Source organism: Microcoleus sp. PH2017_12_PCY_D_A, from assembly GCF_020738565.1.
In the GTDB taxonomy this organism is placed as follows: Bacteria; Cyanobacteriota; Cyanobacteriia; order Cyanobacteriales; family Microcoleaceae; genus Microcoleus.
In genome coordinates this window covers 1-17,882 of the sequence record NZ_JAEQCI010000045.1, presented here as the reverse complement: position 1 = coordinate 17,882, position 17,882 = coordinate 1, and the positions used below count along the sequence as shown (strand labels likewise).

The window sequence follows — 17,882 nt, the reverse complement described above, 5'->3', positions numbered from 1 at the left end:
CGAATCCTAAAAGCTTGAATTGGCAAACATTCTAGAACTTACTTCAAGAATTATCAGTGGGGAAGGGATGCCAAAATTGGGCATGGTAAGTCTGCCAGTTTACTGCGATCAAAAACTTTTCAAAAGTGTAGAAAATGTAGCCATTACGCTGAAGCTTAGTGCGCTCCTCACCAAGACCCTGTGCCGTAGACAACGGATGCCACTTGAGGTGGGTACGGAAAGAGTCAGAATCACGAGCAGCAAATCGAAAGGAACCACTACCCATGTTGAGGTCAAGATCGTAAGACTCAGTAATATCAAATGCTGAATCTGGGAGTATTTTTGGCAGTCGCTGACGCTTAAATTCATCACTTTTACGAACGTCGGCGATTGTGGGATAGTGAGAGTTTATTGTGTCACACGCAGAAAGAAAAAAAATTGCGGTAATCAGAATGATGTGAAAGAACTGACGACTCATACAGAATTTCGTTATACAGGAGACTGCGAGAAACATTTTATGATACCAATATGACAAATCTAAATTTACCCGATTAAAGTCCATCACGATCGTGTTAATCGGCTGGAGTACCTTAATCGCAGTCTGAAGCTACCGAACAACGGACTAATAGACCTCTTGCAAAAAAAACATATGTTATTCTTAAAAGTTGGCTCAAGTTTAGGTCAAACTTTGAATTATGGGGTTGATTGGCATCTCCTTAAACTTGTTCAGCCTGCTAGATTATAAAATTGTCTAAACCTTCTATAATAGCACAAAATTATTTTGCAAGAGGTCTAATGTACGAAGGAGCTTTTGAAGATGGTTGCAATGCGACCGCAATCCGCACCCTTCTCAAACTCAGCCCTGACCGTTATGTGGAGAAAATGCGGTCTTCAAGAATTATCAGTGGGGAAGGGATGCCAAAACTGGGCACGGTAAGTCTGCCAGTTTACAGCGATCGAGAAATGTTCAAAGGTGTAGAAAATATAGCCATTACGCTGAAGTTTAGCGAATTCCTCATCAAGACCTTGTGCTGTAGACAAAGGGTCCCACTTGAGGTTCGCGCGGAAAGACTCAGAGTCACTAGCAGCAAATCTAAAGGAGCCACTGCTTATGTTGAGATCGTAGTTGTAAGACTCGGTAATATCAAATGCTGAATCTGGAAGTATTTTTGGCAGTCGCTGACGCTTAAATTTTTCGGTTTTACGAACGTCAGCCACTGTAGGATAGTGAGAGTTTATTGTGTCACACGCAGAAAGAAAAAAAATTGCGGTAATCAGAATGATGTGAAAAAATTGGCGACTCATACAGACTTTTGTTACGCAGGAGACTGTGATAAACATTTTATGATACTAATATGACAAATCTAAATTTACCCGATTAAAGTTTATCACGATCGCGTTCATCGGCTGGAGTACCTTAATCGCAGTCTGAAGCTATTGAACAACGGACTAATGTACGAAGGAGCTTTTGAAGATGGTTGCAATGCGACCGCAATCCACACCCTTCTCAAACTCAGCCCAGATTGTTATGTGGAGAAAATGCGGTATTCAGGAATTGTCAGCGGGGAAAGGATGCCAAAACAGAGCATGATAAGTCTTCCAGTTGACAGAGATCGAGAAATGTTCAAAGGTGTAGAAAATATAGCCATTACGCTGAAGCTTAGCGAGTTCCTCATCAAGACCTTGTGCCGTAGACAAAGGATCCCACTTGAGGCGCGCACGGAAAGATTCAGAATCACGGGCAGCAAATCGAAAGGAGCCACTACCTATGTTGAGGTCAAGGTCATAAGACTCATTAATATCAAATGCTGAATCTGGAAGTATCTTTGGCAAATGCCCAAGCTTAAATTCTTTACCCTTACGAGCTTCAATGGCTGTAGGATAGCGAGAGTTTACTGTGTCACACGCAGAAATAAAAAAGATTGCGGTAATCAGAATGATGTGAAAGAACTGGCGACTCATACAGAATTTTGTTACGCAGGAGACTGCGAGAAACATTTTATGATACCAATATGACACAGCAAAATTCAATCTACGAACCTCCATTACATCGTGCCGCCCGCCTTGGCAATCTTGCGGAACTAAAACAACTAATAGCTCGGGGAGCAAATATCAATTCTCGCGCCGATATAGCAACCAATAGCGGTTCATTTTTCCGCCAACTCACACCGCTCATGGTGGCGGCTAGCTCTTGCGATGGTGCAACAATCGAAACTTTGCACTGGTTGATCGAACACGGTGCAGATATCTGGGCCCGATCGCAAGGGGGTACTACTGCTGCTTGGTACGCAGCAGGTAAGGGTGGATGGTTGGAGTCTCACAAATGTCCTGTTATGCACGATCGCGTCGATCGGCTGGAGTATCTTTTAAACCAAGGTTTAGATCCCAATGAATGTAGTGATAATGGACGATCGCTACTAAGTGAGGCTTGTGGGGTGGGCGATCGAGCTTGTGTCTCGCTGCTGTTACAGCGGGGAGCAACTGCTGCGCCACAATCTGAATCTGCCGAACCGCAGAGTTCCTACCAAATTCCGCTTTTTTGCGCGGCTGAATCTGGTTCAGCCGATTGTGTTCGCTTAATCTTAGAAGTTGGAGCCAATCCAAATACTAAAGACGACTGTAACAGTATCGCTCTTATGTATTCGGGAAGCCCAGAAGTAGCGTTGGTACTGATTGATGCTGGCACCGATATTCACATCACAAATAATTATGGAGAAGATGCTTTACAAGAAATACTTAAAGATAGCGATCGCGGTTCGGAACGCTTTGAAGTTGCTCGCATCTTGCTTGATGCAGGTGCGGATATCGAACGTCGCGATGAATACGGCAATACAAGGCTATATTCTGTTGCTTTCTTCCTTGCAACCGATGCTGTAGAATTTCTGCTTAACTGCGATGTCAATCCCCATGCTCAACAAAGTGAAGGAAAAACTCCACTGCACGCAGTTTGTTGGGGGGCGGACAGCCAAGATGCACAGCATGACTCTCAATCTGTTGTTCGTCTCATTGATTTGTTGGTTAGGGTTGGTATCGGTGTTAACACGCCCGATGTTGAGGGCAATACACCAGTGCACGAAGCAGCTTTTGGTGATGGTTGTAACGTGACCGCAATCCGCACCCTTCTCAAACATGGAGCTGAACAGGACTTAGCAGCAGCAGACGGGATGACACCTTTAATGCTTGCCGCATCTCAAGGGGCGATCGAGTGCGTCCGTACTCTATTAATGGCGGGAGCTAATTCAACAATAGCCGACAAACAAGGTATGACAGCAATTGACCATGCTAAAAAATACTGTGAAACTATGGTTGGTATCGATAAGGAATCACCAAATTCCAATTTTTGCTGTGAGGTAATTTCCAAGCAGGCACTTCAGCAAGGTACTGAATGCTTAAAGCTTCTTCAAGAAACAACTCATCCTTGAGACGGTGAATCCTGATGGTACTGTGGAGAAAATGCGGTACGATGCGGATAATAATCAGACGGCGAATGTTGATGCCAAAGGGCATCGGACAAATAAGGTTTATGATGCGCGGGGTCGGTTAATTCGGGAGGTTGATGCTACTGGAAAAATTACTCGTTTTGAGTACGATGCTGCTAATCAATTAAAGGCTCAAGTTGATGCGAATAGTAGCCGAACTGAGTACAAGTATGATGAGTTGGGAAGACGAAATACTGTAATTGAGGGAGCAACATCGACTGTTGCCAGTACGAGCAAGACTGAGTACGATAAGGTTGGGAATGTTACTGCTGAAATTGATGGGAATAATAACAAGACTCAGTATGTTTATGATGCCAGGAATCGTCAAACCAAAATCACTGATGCTTTAAATGGAGTCAGCAACTTTGAATATACTCCCACTGGCAATCTCAAAGCAGTTACCGACCCTCTCCTGCGTAAAACTTCCTTTACCTACGATTCTTTAAAGCGCCAAAAAACCGTCACAGACCCCAAACTCAATACTACTACCTACACCTACGACAAAGCAGGCAATAAAACCAAAATTACCGATGCTCTCAACCACTCCATAGAATACACCTACGACGGTCTAAATCGCCAAAATGGCACCACTGACGCCCTCAATCACACCACAAAATCTACCTACGACGCCAACAGCAACCTCCTCACATTCACTAACGAATTGGGAGAACAAACCAAATATACTTACGATAAAAAAGACCGAACTACTTCGGTTGTAGACCCCGTAGGTAACACAGTTTCTACAGAATACGATGCTAACGGCAATGTTAGTGCTGTCACTGACGGTTTGGGCAATACCACTCGCTACGGTTACGATGCTTTAAACCGTCAAACTACAGCTACTGATGCTCTCAATAAAATTACAACTACCACTTACGATAATGTCGGCAACATTGCTTCAGTTACTGACCCCTTAAATAACAAAACGAGTTTCACCTACGATGAATTAAATCGCCGTAAAACTGAGACAAATCTACCTCTGAACCGCACTCGCAGCTACACTTACGATTCTGTAGGTAATTTACTAACTGCAAAAGACGGCAATAACCGCACTCGCAAGTTTGTTTACGACCAACTTAACCGTCCCAAAGAGGAACAGTGGCTGAATTCAGCTAACACTCCGATTCGCACGATTAGCAATACTTACGATGCCGCAGGTCAACTTAAAAATATTAACGACCCGGATGCAAGTTATGCTTTGACTTACGATTTGGCTGGCAATTTGGAGACTGTTGATAATGCGGGAACTCCCAATGTGCCAAATGTTTTGTTGAAGTACACCTACAATAATGTTAACAATCCGATTTCTGTGACGGATACAATTAACGGTCAGTTGCGGGGAACGAAGTCTTTTACTTACGATGATGCGAATCGGGTGACTCGAATTACTCAAAGCGGAAATGGAGTAAGTTCTAAGCGGGTGGATATGGGTTACGATGCTGCGGGTCAAGTTAAGGATGTGACTCGTTACAGCGATTTGTCAGGGACTGGTTTGGTGGCAAAAAGTGAGTATGCTTATGACCGTGGTGGTCGTTTAACTCAGTTGAGTCACGCTAAGGGGAATACAATCTTAGCTAATTATGCTTGGACTTACGATTTTGCCAATCGGGTAACTGGATTTAATTCGCCGTCGGGAAACATTAGTTACAGTTACGATAAGCGAGACCAGTTGACTGGAGCAGATTACAGTTCTGGGAGTGATGAGAGTTACAGTTATGATGATAATGGGACTCGGAATAGTTCTAGTTATCTGACTGGAAATAATAATCAGTTGCAGTCTGATGGTGTTTATAATTATCAGTACGATGGTGAGGGGAATCTCACGAAGCGGACTGATATTGTGACTGGTGAGGTGACTGAGTACAGTTGGGATTATCGGAACCGCTTAACTCAGGTTGTTGGTAAGAATGGTGGCGGTTCTGTAATTAAGTCGGCTAAGTATAGTTATGATGGTTTGAATCGCCGCATTGTTAAGGAGGTTGATGCGGATGGTGCGGGAAGTGGAGTGTCTCAATTCGAGCGTTTGGTTTATGACGGACAGCATATTGCTTTGACTTTTGATGGGGGTGGAAATCAAACGCACCGTTATTTGTATGGGGTTAAAACTGACGAGATTTTGGCTGATGAAGGTGTTGGCGGTGGTGTGTTGTGGCCGCTGACTGATAATTTGGGTACTGTGCGGGATTTGGTTGATTCTAATGGGGCGATTCTGAATCGGATTGGTTATGATAGTTTTGGGAAGGTGAGGAGTCAAACTAATCCGAGTGTGAATTTCCGGTTTGGTTTTACTGGGCGGGAGTTGGATTCTGAGACGGGGAATTATTATTATAATTCGAGGTATTATGACCCGCAGGTGGGGAGGTTTATTAGTGAGGATACTGTTGGGTTTGCGGGTGGGGATGCTAATTTGTATCGGTATGTGGGGAATAGTCCGACTAATGCTACCGATCCAACAGGTCAACTTAGGTTAGTTGTGCCGAGAGTTGTGCCAAGAGTTGTGCCAAGAGTTGTGCCTGGAACTGGACCGCAGAATATAATAGTTCCTAGACAGATTCCTCCCGAAGTAAATCCAAAAAAATTCTATCCAAAGGATGGTAACCCTCTCCCTTCAAAGGGAAGACCATATCAGCTCAAGATAATGCCAAATCCCAAAGAGGCTCCCCTACCAGGCTCGATACCCAATCCAAATAAAGAGGAATGTGGCGGATGCCCTAAACCAACTCCTGTTTGGCAAATTGATGGTAGTGAAAACCAATATCCGAATCATGCTCGAATGGTAAGCGCTGCTCTCCGATTGAACCCCAGTTGGAAAACTCTTACGTATTATAAAACAGGTCACAGTCGTTCGCAATCCTTAAGGTATTGGGAAAAACGCTATGGTTCGTCTAATGAGTATGGTCGTTACGAGAACGACAGAGGGAAGCGACAAACCTTTTATAGTTGGGATGAATTTCCTTATGCAAAGAGTTATGAAGGTGGTTTTGGAGCTTACGCTGAGCTAAATCCATCTTCAGAAAACAAATCAGTAGGTGGATCGTTTGGGGCGTGGAAGGATAGAGTTGGTTTAAAAGATGGGTGTAAATTCAAAGTACAAGTAACCAATTATAAGTTCAAGAAAACCGATCCGACTGATATACCCATTTTTATTGGCGACCCTATTTATGAAAGGCTGTATCCGCAACTGCGACGTGGTTCGGGTGGAGCACCTTCTGGACCTGGCGGACCATCGCCCACAGCACCATGTTCTCCAATAGATGAATTACTTTTTCCAGGAAAATGTTTAAATCCTCCGATTTCCATCTAAATGAAAATACAAAAATTGCAAGCTATGGAGAATTTTGACTGTAAAAGCCGCATTCGAGAATGGAGTCGCAAGCAAATAGAATGCCTCAGTGAGTCAGAAAAAGAAGAGTTACCTCCAGAAATTCGGGAATCAAGTTATTTAGGCGGTCCAGGTGCCACTGAAGAGCAAATTGCTGCTGCTGAAGCTCGTTTGGGCGTGACTTTCCCGCCTTCTTACCGAGAGTTTCTCACAAATTCTAATGGATTACATTCTCCATCCAACAATGGCTTTTACTTTGAATTTTATCCAACTGAAGAAGTAGACTGGTATGTTCTGACCGCGCCAGACTTTGTAGATGAAATCCGAGAAATCTTTTCTGAACCGGTAACAGACAAAGAATATTTTGTTTACGGGAGTGAGATTCAATACGATTTAAAGTTTCGTCCAGAATATCTACAAACAGCCTTACAGATTAGTTATGAAGAGAACGGTGTGGTTTTTTTACTCAATCCTCAAATTGTTTTTTCAGAATCCGGCGAATGGGAAGCTTGGTGTTGTAATTTTTCAACAGCTTTCGGTATCTTTCGATATCGTTCATTTGCAGAAATGATGGAGCAATTAATATTCAACGCTCCAGAATTTCCTCTATAGGACTCTTATCTTTCCAACAGGACAACTTCGGCTATTTGTGCCAATAAGAGATAGATGACTGTTTCCATAAAATGTCCGCTCGATATCTAAATAAAAGTACAACAATTGCAAGTTATGGAAGCTTTTGATTGGGAAAGCAGAATTAGAGAATGGAGTCGCAAGCGGATAGAATACCTCATTGAGTTAGAACAAGAAGAGTTACCGCCAGAAATTATGGAATTAGGCTATTTAGCCTATGCAGGAGCGATTGAAGAGCAAATAGTTGCTGCTGAAGTTCGCTTGGGCGTGACTTTCCCGCCTTCTTACCGACAGTTTCTCAAAGTTTCTAATGGGTTGCGTTCTACATCAGACTACGGCATCCATTTTTATTCAACGGAAGAAGTTGAGTGGCACATTGTCGGCTATGAAGAGATTGTAGATTACTTCATGGAACCCGAACAAAAACCAGTAACAGATGAAGAATATTTTGTATATGGTGAAGAGCAATGCGATTTAGTTTTTCGTCCAGAGTATCTGGACACTGCGATAGAAATTAGTAGTGAAGACGAAAAATCTATCTTTTTATTAAATCCCCAAATTATTACCCAAGATGACGAATGGGAAGCTTTTTTCCGTAGTTGTATTCCTCCATTCTCGATTAATCGCTATCGTTCATTTAGAGAAATGATGGAGCAAATAATATTCAACGCTCCAGAATTTCCTATCTAGGTTTATTTCTGTTTAATTTGATGCCATTTTTTTAAGTAAATTACTAACTAAATAATGGTAAGCCTCATCCTGGCAGTCTTGCAAAATGTTGCTAATAGCAGCAATAGCCAGTGAATTACCCACACCAATCTCTCCTAATACTTTAACTATGTCCCAATAACGCTCGCTATTTTTCAAAGTGGGTAACACTGCAACTATCGCCTCAACTTTACATTCATTACTAATATCTAATACCTTCAAACTTTCAGTAGCGAAGTACCGCAAATTGAAGTCGTCATAAGTTCGCAGTAAATAAATTAAAGCATTAACAACCTGTGAATTAGTAACGGTCATTTCTCCAAAAACTTCAGCTACAGCGCGACATTCTTCTAAATCCTGACTCGTGCAAGCTAAATCAATTAAAGCATTCAGAACATCCGGACGATCGCCGCCAATTCTACTTAAGCCTCGAATAATAGCCGCACAATCCCAACTCTGCCTGTATGGTAGCATTTCCATTAAGGTGCCGATCGCATCAGGATTGCCAACAGCAATTTTCTCTAAGCTGGAGATAGCTGGTATCAGTAGTATTGCTTCATTTTGACTTCTATGCAGCAGGTTAATGAGTGCTTTAATTGCGCCTGCATTGCCGACATCAACATAGCCCAAACTTTCAGCAACAACCTGACACAAATGTTTGTTTTGGCTGTATTCTGCCAGCTTAATTATAGCATTAGCATCAAGTTTAGCGAGAGTCATGGCAATTGAGTAATCGCTGCGCTCGTCTAACTGTCCCGACTCTAACATTGCCGTTAACTGCTGAACTGCTTCGGCATTACCGATCGCAATTCGTTCCAAAATACTAAGGGCTAAAAATCTCGTTTGATGATTTTCTGCCTTGTGTACGGCGTGAATTAGAGCCTTTATAGTATCTTGGCTGCTATCTTCTAAGCGTCCTAAATTATCGATAGAAACTTTATGAGTATAATCGTATTCACTACGGTATATTGCATCAATTAAAGCTTGAACAGCATGGCGATAACCTTTACCAATTCGCCCTAAAACGTAAGCAATTGCTCCGCGAGTTATGTCGTCGGAGGTGCTTTTTTCTAAATTACTTAGAGCAGTAATTGCCTCTTGATTCCCAACAGCAATTTTTACTAAGTTTTTAGCTGCTATCTTACGAGTAGGTTCGCGAGCAATACTGAGTTGTTCGATGAGAGTTTGGATCGCCTCATTATTGTTAGTACCAATTTCACCCAAACTTTGAATTCCTACCCAACGAGTTGGTTCGTCAGGCGTAGTGCGGACTAAGTGAATTAAGGCATTAATAGCATCCGAATTCCCCGCACCGAGCGCCCCTAAAAGTTTAGCAGTTTGTTTGAGAATTGCGTTATCCTCAGTTGTACGTAACTGTTGAACTAGAAAAGGAATATTTTCTGGTTCTTGCCGATCGTTTGTGAGAGATGTGTTATCGGCCATAATGTTATATGGTAAAGATTTCAATACGGGTAAAACGATCGCACTTCCCTACATCATACCAGTCCCAGTTTTTTTCGCGCTGGTGATGGTAAACCGGATATTTCTGAGTATTTGTACTCGTCATCGCCCATTGCTTCTCACCCGATCGCCCGATCGCCCAACGCATTCCCCCCAACAAGAGCTAACATCAGATTTAACCCAAAAACATCAAAACTGTTTACCGAAAGTGCGATCGCCCGACGGCTTGGAAATCCCCAATGACCTCTCCAATCTCCATAATTACCACCACCTACAACCGAGAACAATACCTCAGCGCCGCCATAGAAAGCGTCCTCGCCCAAACCTACCCCAACTTTGAACTGATAATTTGGGACGACGGCTCGATCGACTCCAGCGTCACCATCGCCCGCAAATACGCACAGCAAGACACGCGAATTCAAGTAATCGCCGCCCCCCACCAAGGTCGAGGAATATCCCTCAAAAACGCTCACAAAGCCTGCAAAGGAACATATATCGGCTGGCTCGACAGCGATGACTTGCTCGCACCCACCGCGATCGAAGAAACCGCAGCCGTATTGGACGCACGGCCAGAAATTGGCGCAGTCTACACCGACTATTTAATTATCAATGAAAAAAACCAAGTAAAAGGACTGGGACACCGCAGCCAAATACCCTACTCTCCAGACAGACTGTTAGTAGATTTTATGACCTTTCACTTTCGCCTGTTTCGCCACCAATTGTACGATAGGATAGGTGGCATCAATTCCGAATACAACCGTGCGGAAGATTACGATTTCTGTTTGCGACTTTCAGAAATTACCCAATTCTATCACCTCAACAAACCTCTTTACTATTACCGCAAACATTCCCAGCATACAGTTCAACAGCAACTCGACCAAATTGTAGAATCTCAGTCAGCGATTACACAAGCAATTCACAGGCGCGGGTTGAGTGATAGATTTGAGTTAGAAGTAGATATCGTCAGTCGGTTCTTTCTGTATAAACGCCAGCATAAAGGAACAGTTGACAGTTGATAGTTGATAGTTTAATAACCCTATTTTTTGGTAAAATATTAACTTTGCTGAGAAAAGCCAAAAAATCTCTGCCAGTAACGAGATTCAATCCGCAGCCCGACATTCAAACCACAGTCCGACAGTCCGGCAGGGGTTTAAACCCCTGCCTCATAGCGAAAGTCGGTTAAAACCGACTGTTAATTACGATCGAAATTCCGATGAATTTTAGTCCTCTTTTAGAGGACTTAAGCTATGAGACAGGGGTTTTCAACCCCTGTCGGACTCCTGGAACGAGCGACCAACTGTCAAAACGATCGACCAACTATCAAAACAAACAAGAAAACTTCCTTAACTAATCATCAACTATCAATATCATCAATTCTTTAATCCCAAATCTAAAATCTAAAATCTAAAATCTAAAATCCTATGACTCCAATCTCCATTGTCATGACTGTCTACAATCGAGAACGCTACCTGAAAGCCGCCATAGAAAGTGTTCTCGCCCAAACATATCCCAATTTTGAACTCATAATTTGGGACGACGGTTCCACAGACAACTCTCTCAACATAGCCCGCAGCTACGCCAAACACGACTCCAGAATCAAAGCCCTCGCCGCCGAACACCGAGGCTCCGGCTATTCCCTCATGGCCGCCATTAGAGAAGCCACATTTCCCTACTTCGGCTGCGTGGATAGCGACGATTTCCTGGCCCCCAAAGCACTAGCAGAAACAGTCCCAATTTTAGATGCAAATCCTCAAGTGGGAGTTGTTTATACCAATTATTTACTCATCGACGAAAACGATTGCGTTGGTGGCGAAGGCCCTCTCTGTCAAATCCCGTATTCGCCGGAACAACTGTTAGTAGATCCGATCGTCTTTCACTTCCGCTTAATCCGTCGATCGGCTTATAATAGTTGCGGTGGTGCTGACCCCAAATTTGCCAGTGCTGTCGATTACGAATTGTGCCTGCGACTGAGTGAAGTTACAGAAATTAGAAAAATCCACAAACCGCTTTACTATTACCGCATCCACCAACAAAACATTTCTCGCCAGCGTCGGACTGAGCAAATATTATTGTCCCGCACCGCTGTCGAACAGGCGCTTGTGCGTCGCGGACTTGCCGATAAATTGGAGTTGGGAGTGGAAGTTCAAGGTCAATTTCGGTTGCGCCAGAAGCAAGTTAAGGATAAAATAGAACCCAGCAGTTTTTCGAGCGAAATCGCTAATTCACCCAGTAGTAAATCGAGCGAGTTTTTAGGCGCGAACGCTAATTTACCCAGTAGCAAATCGAGCCCATCCAGTCCGATTTTTATCCTCGGGGCCGAACGTTCTGGGACAACCCTCCTGCGCTTAATGCTAACAGCGCATCCAGCTATCTGCATTCCCCCTGAAAGTCTTTTCTTTGTTGCCCTAGAGTCGAAATACGGCACTGTCAGCGACTTGCTGCCTCAAATCGAAGATTTTTTAAATGACCTTTACAATAACGATTTTCACAGGTTTGGGGAGTGGAATGTCGATCGACAGCTTTTATTAAATAACTTGACAAATCACCAACAATTGAGTTACCAGACAGCAGTTTCTACAGTTTATCAAACTTACCGCCAGCAGTTTGACCCGACAGCTTCGATTTGGGGCGATAAGAATCCTTTTCACATTTATCAATTAGGAAAAATTAGGAGATATTTTCCTGATGTTAAGGTGATTCTGATTGTGCGAGATTTTCGGGCTTGTTACAGTTCTGTCAAAAAATTAGTCGCCAAAGAAGAAGAAAGAGGGGAAGTGTGGCCGGGGATAAAAACGGTAGAAGGACTGACGCACCAGTGGAATCAAGTTGTGAAAATTATTGACAAATACCATCAAAAATGGGAGCAGTTTTATTTGGTTTCTTACGAAGATTTGGTGAGGGAGCCGTCAGCACAGTTGGCTGAAATTTGCAAGTGGTTGGGGGTGGATTTTCAGGAATCGATGCTGGATTTTTATCAAAAAAATGCTGCTGAAGGTTTGGTTCCGCCGAGTCAAATGGTGTGGCATCCGAATACTCTAGAGCCTGTTGGGGTTAAGGGAATTAATTCTTGGCAAGATGAGTTGAGTTTGGCTGAGTTGGAAACTATTGAGTTGATGAATTGGAAGAATTTGGAGAAGCTTGGATATAAATGCAGTTCATTATTTTAGTGGTAAACTCGATGGGTGAGTTGTTGATTTACCCGATCGCCCGATCGGATCGCAAAAGTGCTCTCGGTACAAGCAGTAGCAACGATCGCCCGCAGTGCAGATCCTCTCCTGTTCGCTCTAAAATCTCAAATAACAAGTCAGTCGCACCAAAATTGCGCTAAACTCAGCAAGGCCCAAAACCGCCATCAATTCCATAATCTAAAATCTAAAATCTAAAATCAAGATGACTGTCCAACTAAGCGACATTGAAACTCAACTAGAAATCCTCGGCCAAGAGTCCAAAAGTGCGATCGCAACTGCGAATACCCTCGAACAACTCGAACAGTTGCGCGTCGGCTACCTAGGCAAAAAAGGCCAACTCTCTCAAATTTTAGGCATGATGGGGAAACTGTCAGCCGATCAGCGGCCAAAAGTAGGCGCGATCGCCAATACTGTAAAAGAAGCCCTACAAGCCGACTTAGAAGACAAGCGCGCCGCCCTCCAAAACGCCCAAATTGAAGCCAAATTAGCCTCAGAAACCCTCGATGTCACCATGCCGGGGATTTTTCGCCCCCAAGGCAGAATTCACCCCTTAAACGCCGTCATAGACCGCGCTCTCGATATCTTTGTCGGGCTCGGCTACACCGTCGCCAACGGCCCGGAAATGGAAACAGATTATTACAACTTCGAGGCGCTGAACACTCCGCCCGATCACCCGGCGCGGGATATGCAAGATACATTTTACCTGCCCGGTGGCGACTTGCTGCGGACTCAAACATCCTCGGTGCAAATTCGCTACATGGAACAGCACAAACCGCCGATTCGGATTGTCTCACCCGGCCGCGTTTACCGCCGCGATACTGTCGATGCTACTCACGCGGCAGTCTTCCACCAAATAGAACTTTTAGCAATTGGTGAAAATCTGACATTTACTGACTTGAAAGGCACGATTAAAGAGTTTTTGCGACAAATGTTCGGCCAAGATTTGCCGATTCGTTTCCGCACGAGTTACTTTCCGTTTACAGAACCTTCTGCTGAAGTTGATTTGCAGTGGAACGGCAAATGGCTGGAAGTTTTGGGCTGCGGTGCTGTCGATCCGAATGTTCTTAAAGGAGTCGGTTTAGATCCAGAAAAGTATACTGGGTTTGCGGCAGGTTTTGGTGTGGAGCGGTTCGCTATGGTACTTTATGAAATTGACGATATTCGCCGGGTTTATGCTAGCGATTTGCGCTTTTTGCGACAATTTTAAAGCATGGCTTGCGATCGGTTTCACGCTTTGTCTAGAGTTTTTGGTCAATGTATATCGATGTTTTGAGTTTCGATCGAGCAGACAAGGGCAAAAAACTTAATATCCTGTCCGAACAGATCCGTGCTAATCTTGGTTTATAGTCAGGACTTTAGTCCGGATAAAGAAAGACTAAAGTCCTCACTACAAACCTGTAAAAAAAAAATGTTTGTAGTCAGGACTTTAGTCCGGATAAAGAAGGACTAAAGTCCTCACTACAAACCTGTAAAAAAAAAATGTTTGTAGTCAGGACTTTAGTCCGGATAAAGAAGGACTAAAGTCCTCACTACAAACCTACTTGATTTATTTTCTACTTGCTAAAAGCACCTTTGATGCTGTCAACAGTCCGCTCGACGGCATTCTTTGTGTTATCAACTGCTTTTTGAGTGCGAGCTGAATCTTCCTCTGCTCTTTTCTCGATTGTAGCTGCGTCTTTCTTGGCTTTGCCCTCGGCTACACTACCATCTTCTGATGCTCGATCGACTTTAGCAGCGTTTGTCTTGGCTGTTTCCTTAACCTTCTCTTCTGTATCTCGGATGAAGTTTTTGGCTCTTCCAGCATCTTTGCTAGCTTTTTCTTGAACCGCATCGCCCATATCTGCTGCTGCGATCGAGTTTACAGCACCAGAGGCCATCGCTGCGTTGTTCGAGAAAAACCCACCCGACCAAACGAAGACCATCGCCCACAAGCAAAGAACAGTTGCAGCCATCCAGCGCCCGACAGTCGAAAGCCGTTTGGTAAAATAATTCAGTTTCATAGAATACCAAATGAGATATGACATTCTATTTTTACTCGATTTGCGCGATCGGCTAAACCATTCTCCAGATAGAGGTTATCCTGCGCCCACTTCTTAGAAAAAATCCGTCTTTTGATAGATTGAAAGAAGGAAAGTCAGTCGATTTTAGATTTTAGATTTTAGATTTGACTCCACAGCCGAGATGTGTGGATTCAACACTCTATTTTAGATTTGTTATTTGCGATTCAACAATTGACTCCACAGCCGCGGTTAGGGGACTTCAACTAATGCTAGCGATTGGCGCTCTTTGCGGTAATTTTAAGTAAAGTGCGATCGCCTGTCACACATTTAAACAGTGGACTGTTGACTCTCCCCCCTCTCCCCCTCTCCCTCTCTCCCCCTCTCCCCTCTCCCTCTCTCCCTCTCCGTCTCCCCTTCTCGGGTTCTACCATAACGAGCAATTTACAGGCGCAGCAGGTTAATTTTTCCTCGCGTGAACTACCAGACGCCGACCGTCTAACCGGTACAGCGCTGGCTTCCTGATTCAACGGGGATAGCGTCCAACAAAACCGAAGTTTTACCTCTTCGACTTACATCCCCTCCACAGGCATTCGCGCTAGTTCCTAACGCCAGAATCCGCAAGGCTTCATTTCTAATGTTGATCGCCGCATTTACATCACGGTCATGATGAGTACCACAATGCTTACAAGTCCATGCCCTAACATCAAGAGTGAGATGCTCAACTTGATTTAGGCAGATATGACAAGTTTTTGAGCTAGGAAACCATCGATCGATCTCAATGTATTGTTTACCTTCACTTTCAGCCTTGTACTTAAGCATTGTGCAAAACATACCCCAGCCAACATCGCTAATCGCCTTGGCTAAGTTATGATTCTTGACCATACCTTTGATGTTGAGATTCTCTACTGCAATAACTTGGTTTTCGTTGACTATCTTGCGGGATAGTTTCTGTAGAAAATCTTCACGACATCTGGCAATTTTGGAGTGAACTTTTGCCACTGCCAACTTTGCCTTTTTACGGTTTTGACTGCCTTTATTTTTGCGAGAAAGCTTTTGTTGTTTGCGCTTTAGATTGCGCTGACGCTTGACAAATAATTTAGGATTAGTGAACTTAGAGCCATCACTGGTAATCGCAAAATGAGTTAATCCCACATCAATACCAACAGCTTTATCAACTGGTACTGATTCAGGGTTAGCCTTGCCATCGTCAATCAAGACGGATACAAAGTATTTACCATCAGGATTGCGCGATACAGTAACAGTTTTAATATCACCTTCAAAATCACGATGACGCTTATAATGAACCAATCCTATCTTAGGCAGATTGATATAGTCACCGTCAAATTTGACGTTTTGGGGATAACTAATCGACTGCCGACTATGTTTTGATTTGAACTTAGGCAACATTGCCCTTTTGTCAAAAAAGTTCTTGTAGGCAGTGGATAAATTCAATGCGACTACTTGTAAACATTGAGAATATGGTTCTTTCAACCATTCATATTCTTTCTTGAGAGCAGGAAGTAAGCCTTGTATGTATCCTCTGGACAATCCTTTACCAGTATTTTTATAGGTTTCTTGACACAAGTTTAGAGCATAGTTCCAGAACCATCTCGCACAGCCAAAAGACTTGGCAAGCAAGTTTTCTTGCTCATTTGTGGGATAGATTCTATACTTGTATGCTTTATACATTTATCAAGAGTGTCGAATACTGATAAGATTATAACAGATAGAATTGATATTGATTCGCTATCGCTCAATTTGCTTCTGGCTGCGCTTTCATCCCGTCCCTCATCCTTGTAAACGGATAGAGTGCGGGACTTCCCGTTCGCGTTAGTTAAATCTTACGCTGCATTAATTTATACAAATAAAAATTGACTTGCAGGCAGTATTGTGTTACGGACAGCATTTTTCTGGAAGATAAATCGCTTTTTTTGCTATATTGACCAGCAATAAAGATAATGGTTTTGATTAGATTGAGGAGTTGAACGGATGAAAAACTTGAATTGCTGGAACAAACCCGCTGCATTGCTGGGTGCGATCGCCATTGTAGCCGGAAGTGTGCAGGCGACTGCGATCGGTGTAACTACCCCAGCAGCATCCACCAGTCAGGATGCAGAAAATATTTCCTTTGAAGACAGCGCCACCTTTCAAATCGCCCAAGCTGACACCCTTTGCCGCAAAGTAACTCCCAAAGAAGGTTTGACAGTTCGCCAGAACCCAGACCCCAAATCCGCGAGAGTTGGCGGTGTAGCCATGAATACTCAGGTCACGCTGTTCCAAGGCGCTACTTCTGTTAAAGCCTCCGACGGCCGCCTCTGGATTCAAATTACTGCTCCCGTAAAAGGGTATATAGCTACCGGATACCCTAACAACGAGGCTAATTTAGCATCGTGCACAATTAGTCAAGCTCCTTCCCCAAGTCCAGCACCTGCACCAGCACCAGCACCCGCACCAGCACCAGCACCCGCACCAGCACCAGCACCCGCACCCGCACCAGCACCCGCACCAGCACCTGCGCCCGCACCTGCGCCCGCACCCGCACCCGCACCTGCGCCCGCACCAGCACCAGCACCAGCACCTGCACCAACACCAGCACCAGCACCTGCGCCAACACCAGCACCAACAACGGGCCCCGTCAGCCTGTGTCGCCAAGTAGAACCTCGCGTAGCACCGAAAGGTCTGGCTATTCGTGCGGAGCCTTCAAAGACTGCGACAGTTAAAGGCGGCGTACCCGCTAACGGTCAAGTAACGCTTGTGCCGAATTTCCAGTTAGTCAAAGATAAGAATGGAGAAGACCGCAATTGGGTTGAGATTTCAGCCCCTGTTCCGGGATTCATCTCGGCTGGAAACTTGATCATGTGCAAGTAAACTTCTGAGTTCTATCAGATCGAATTTGGTTTGTAGTGAGGACTTTAGCCCACATTCAAGAAGGACTAAAGTCCTTACTACAAACCTTGCAAGCAAGAAGGACTAAAGTCCTTACTACAAACCTTGCAAGCAAGAAGGACTAAAGTCCTTGGTAGTGCCCTGAAGGAAAGGATCGGAGTAAGCTATAATTAGAGAAGTGTTTCCCATAGCGTGATATGACATTAGAAATTAGTTGCCCTAATTGTTG

General features: G+C 44.0%; 16 protein-coding genes. 9 read left to right on the top strand and 7 right to left on the bottom strand.

What is annotated here, in order from left to right; translation table 11 throughout:
* Window positions 1-43 precede the first annotated feature (43 nt).
* From JGK39_RS14490 to JGK39_RS14480, 3 genes are all read right to left on the bottom strand, one after another.
* Complete coding sequence (locus JGK39_RS14490) at window positions 44-457, bottom strand: hypothetical protein (protein ID WP_293254375.1); 414 nt, start codon at window positions 455-457, stop codon at window positions 44-46.
* Window positions 458-870: 413 nt separating this feature from the next.
* Window positions 871-1,284, bottom strand: coding sequence for a hypothetical protein (locus JGK39_RS14485; protein ID WP_293254372.1), 414 nt, complete (start codon window positions 1,282-1,284; stop codon window positions 871-873).
* Between the two features lie 243 nt (window positions 1,285-1,527).
* Window positions 1,528-1,941, bottom strand: coding sequence for a hypothetical protein (locus tag JGK39_RS14480; RefSeq protein ID WP_293254369.1), 414 nt, complete (start codon window positions 1,939-1,941; stop codon window positions 1,528-1,530).
* 50 nt (window positions 1,942-1,991) lie between these two features.
* Between JGK39_RS14480 and JGK39_RS14475 the strand changes: the two genes are divergently transcribed.
* From JGK39_RS14475 to JGK39_RS14460, 4 genes are all read left to right on the top strand, one after another.
* Complete coding sequence (locus JGK39_RS14475; RefSeq protein ID WP_293254366.1) at window positions 1,992-3,401, top strand: ankyrin repeat domain-containing protein; 1,410 nt, start codon at window positions 1,992-1,994, stop codon at window positions 3,399-3,401.
* 4 nt (window positions 3,402-3,405) lie between these two features.
* Entirely contained in the window at window positions 3,406-6,762 is a 3,357-nt protein-coding gene (locus JGK39_RS14470) for an RHS repeat-associated core domain-containing protein (protein ID WP_293296678.1), read from the top strand.
* Window positions 6,763-7,392: an SMI1/KNR4 family protein gene (locus JGK39_RS14465; protein WP_293296676.1), complete on the top strand. Its 630-nt coding sequence runs from the start codon at window positions 6,763-6,765 to the stop codon at window positions 7,390-7,392.
* A gap of 114 nt (window positions 7,393-7,506) precedes the next feature.
* Window positions 7,507-8,100 (top strand): SMI1/KNR4 family protein, encoded by a 594-nt coding sequence (locus JGK39_RS14460; protein ID WP_293296674.1) that lies wholly within the window; start codon window positions 7,507-7,509, stop codon window positions 8,098-8,100.
* Window positions 8,101-8,112: 12 nt separating this feature from the next.
* On the opposite strand, the gene JGK39_RS14455 is transcribed toward JGK39_RS14460, so the two are convergent.
* Window positions 8,113-9,561 carry a HEAT repeat domain-containing protein gene (locus tag JGK39_RS14455; RefSeq protein ID WP_293296672.1) on the bottom strand — a complete coding sequence of 483 codons (1,449 nt, stop codon included), beginning with the start codon at window positions 9,559-9,561 and terminating at the stop codon, window positions 8,113-8,115.
* 4 nt (window positions 9,562-9,565) lie between these two features.
* Window positions 9,566-9,727 carry a hypothetical protein gene (locus JGK39_RS14450; protein WP_293296670.1) on the bottom strand — a complete coding sequence of 54 codons (162 nt, stop codon included), beginning with the start codon at window positions 9,725-9,727 and terminating at the stop codon, window positions 9,566-9,568.
* Between the two features lie 91 nt (window positions 9,728-9,818).
* On the opposite strand from JGK39_RS14450, the gene JGK39_RS14445 reads away from it, so the two are divergent.
* From JGK39_RS14445 to pheS, 4 genes are all read left to right on the top strand, one after another.
* Window positions 9,819-10,595, top strand: coding sequence for a glycosyltransferase (locus tag JGK39_RS14445; RefSeq protein ID WP_293254351.1), 777 nt, complete (start codon window positions 9,819-9,821; stop codon window positions 10,593-10,595).
* Window positions 10,596-11,000: 405 nt separating this feature from the next.
* Window positions 11,001-12,746 (top strand): sulfotransferase, encoded by a 1,746-nt coding sequence (locus tag JGK39_RS14440; RefSeq protein WP_293296668.1) that lies wholly within the window; start codon window positions 11,001-11,003, stop codon window positions 12,744-12,746.
* On the top strand, window positions 12,728-12,907 hold the full coding sequence (locus JGK39_RS14435) for a hypothetical protein (protein ID WP_293296666.1): 180 nt from the start codon (window positions 12,728-12,730) through the stop codon (window positions 12,905-12,907). Before JGK39_RS14440 ends, JGK39_RS14435 begins: the two co-directional genes overlap by 19 nt.
* A gap of 62 nt (window positions 12,908-12,969) precedes the next feature.
* Window positions 12,970-13,974 (top strand): phenylalanine--tRNA ligase subunit alpha, encoded by a 1,005-nt coding sequence (gene pheS, locus JGK39_RS14430; protein ID WP_293296664.1) that lies wholly within the window; start codon window positions 12,970-12,972, stop codon window positions 13,972-13,974.
* A 346-nt stretch (window positions 13,975-14,320) separates the two neighbouring features.
* On the opposite strand, the gene JGK39_RS14425 is transcribed toward pheS, so the two are convergent.
* Entirely contained in the window at window positions 14,321-14,791 is a 471-nt protein-coding gene (locus JGK39_RS14425; protein WP_293296662.1) for a hypothetical protein, read from the bottom strand.
* A 471-nt stretch (window positions 14,792-15,262) separates the two neighbouring features.
* On the bottom strand, window positions 15,263-16,456 hold the full coding sequence (tnpB, locus tag JGK39_RS14420) for an IS200/IS605 family element RNA-guided endonuclease TnpB (protein ID WP_293262177.1): 1,194 nt from the start codon (window positions 16,454-16,456) through the stop codon (window positions 15,263-15,265).
* Between the two features lie 300 nt (window positions 16,457-16,756).
* On the opposite strand from tnpB, the gene JGK39_RS14415 reads away from it, so the two are divergent.
* Window positions 16,757-17,635: an SH3 domain-containing protein gene (locus tag JGK39_RS14415; protein WP_293296661.1), complete on the top strand. Its 879-nt coding sequence runs from the start codon at window positions 16,757-16,759 to the stop codon at window positions 17,633-17,635.
* The last annotated feature ends 247 nt before the right edge of the window (window positions 17,636-17,882 follow it).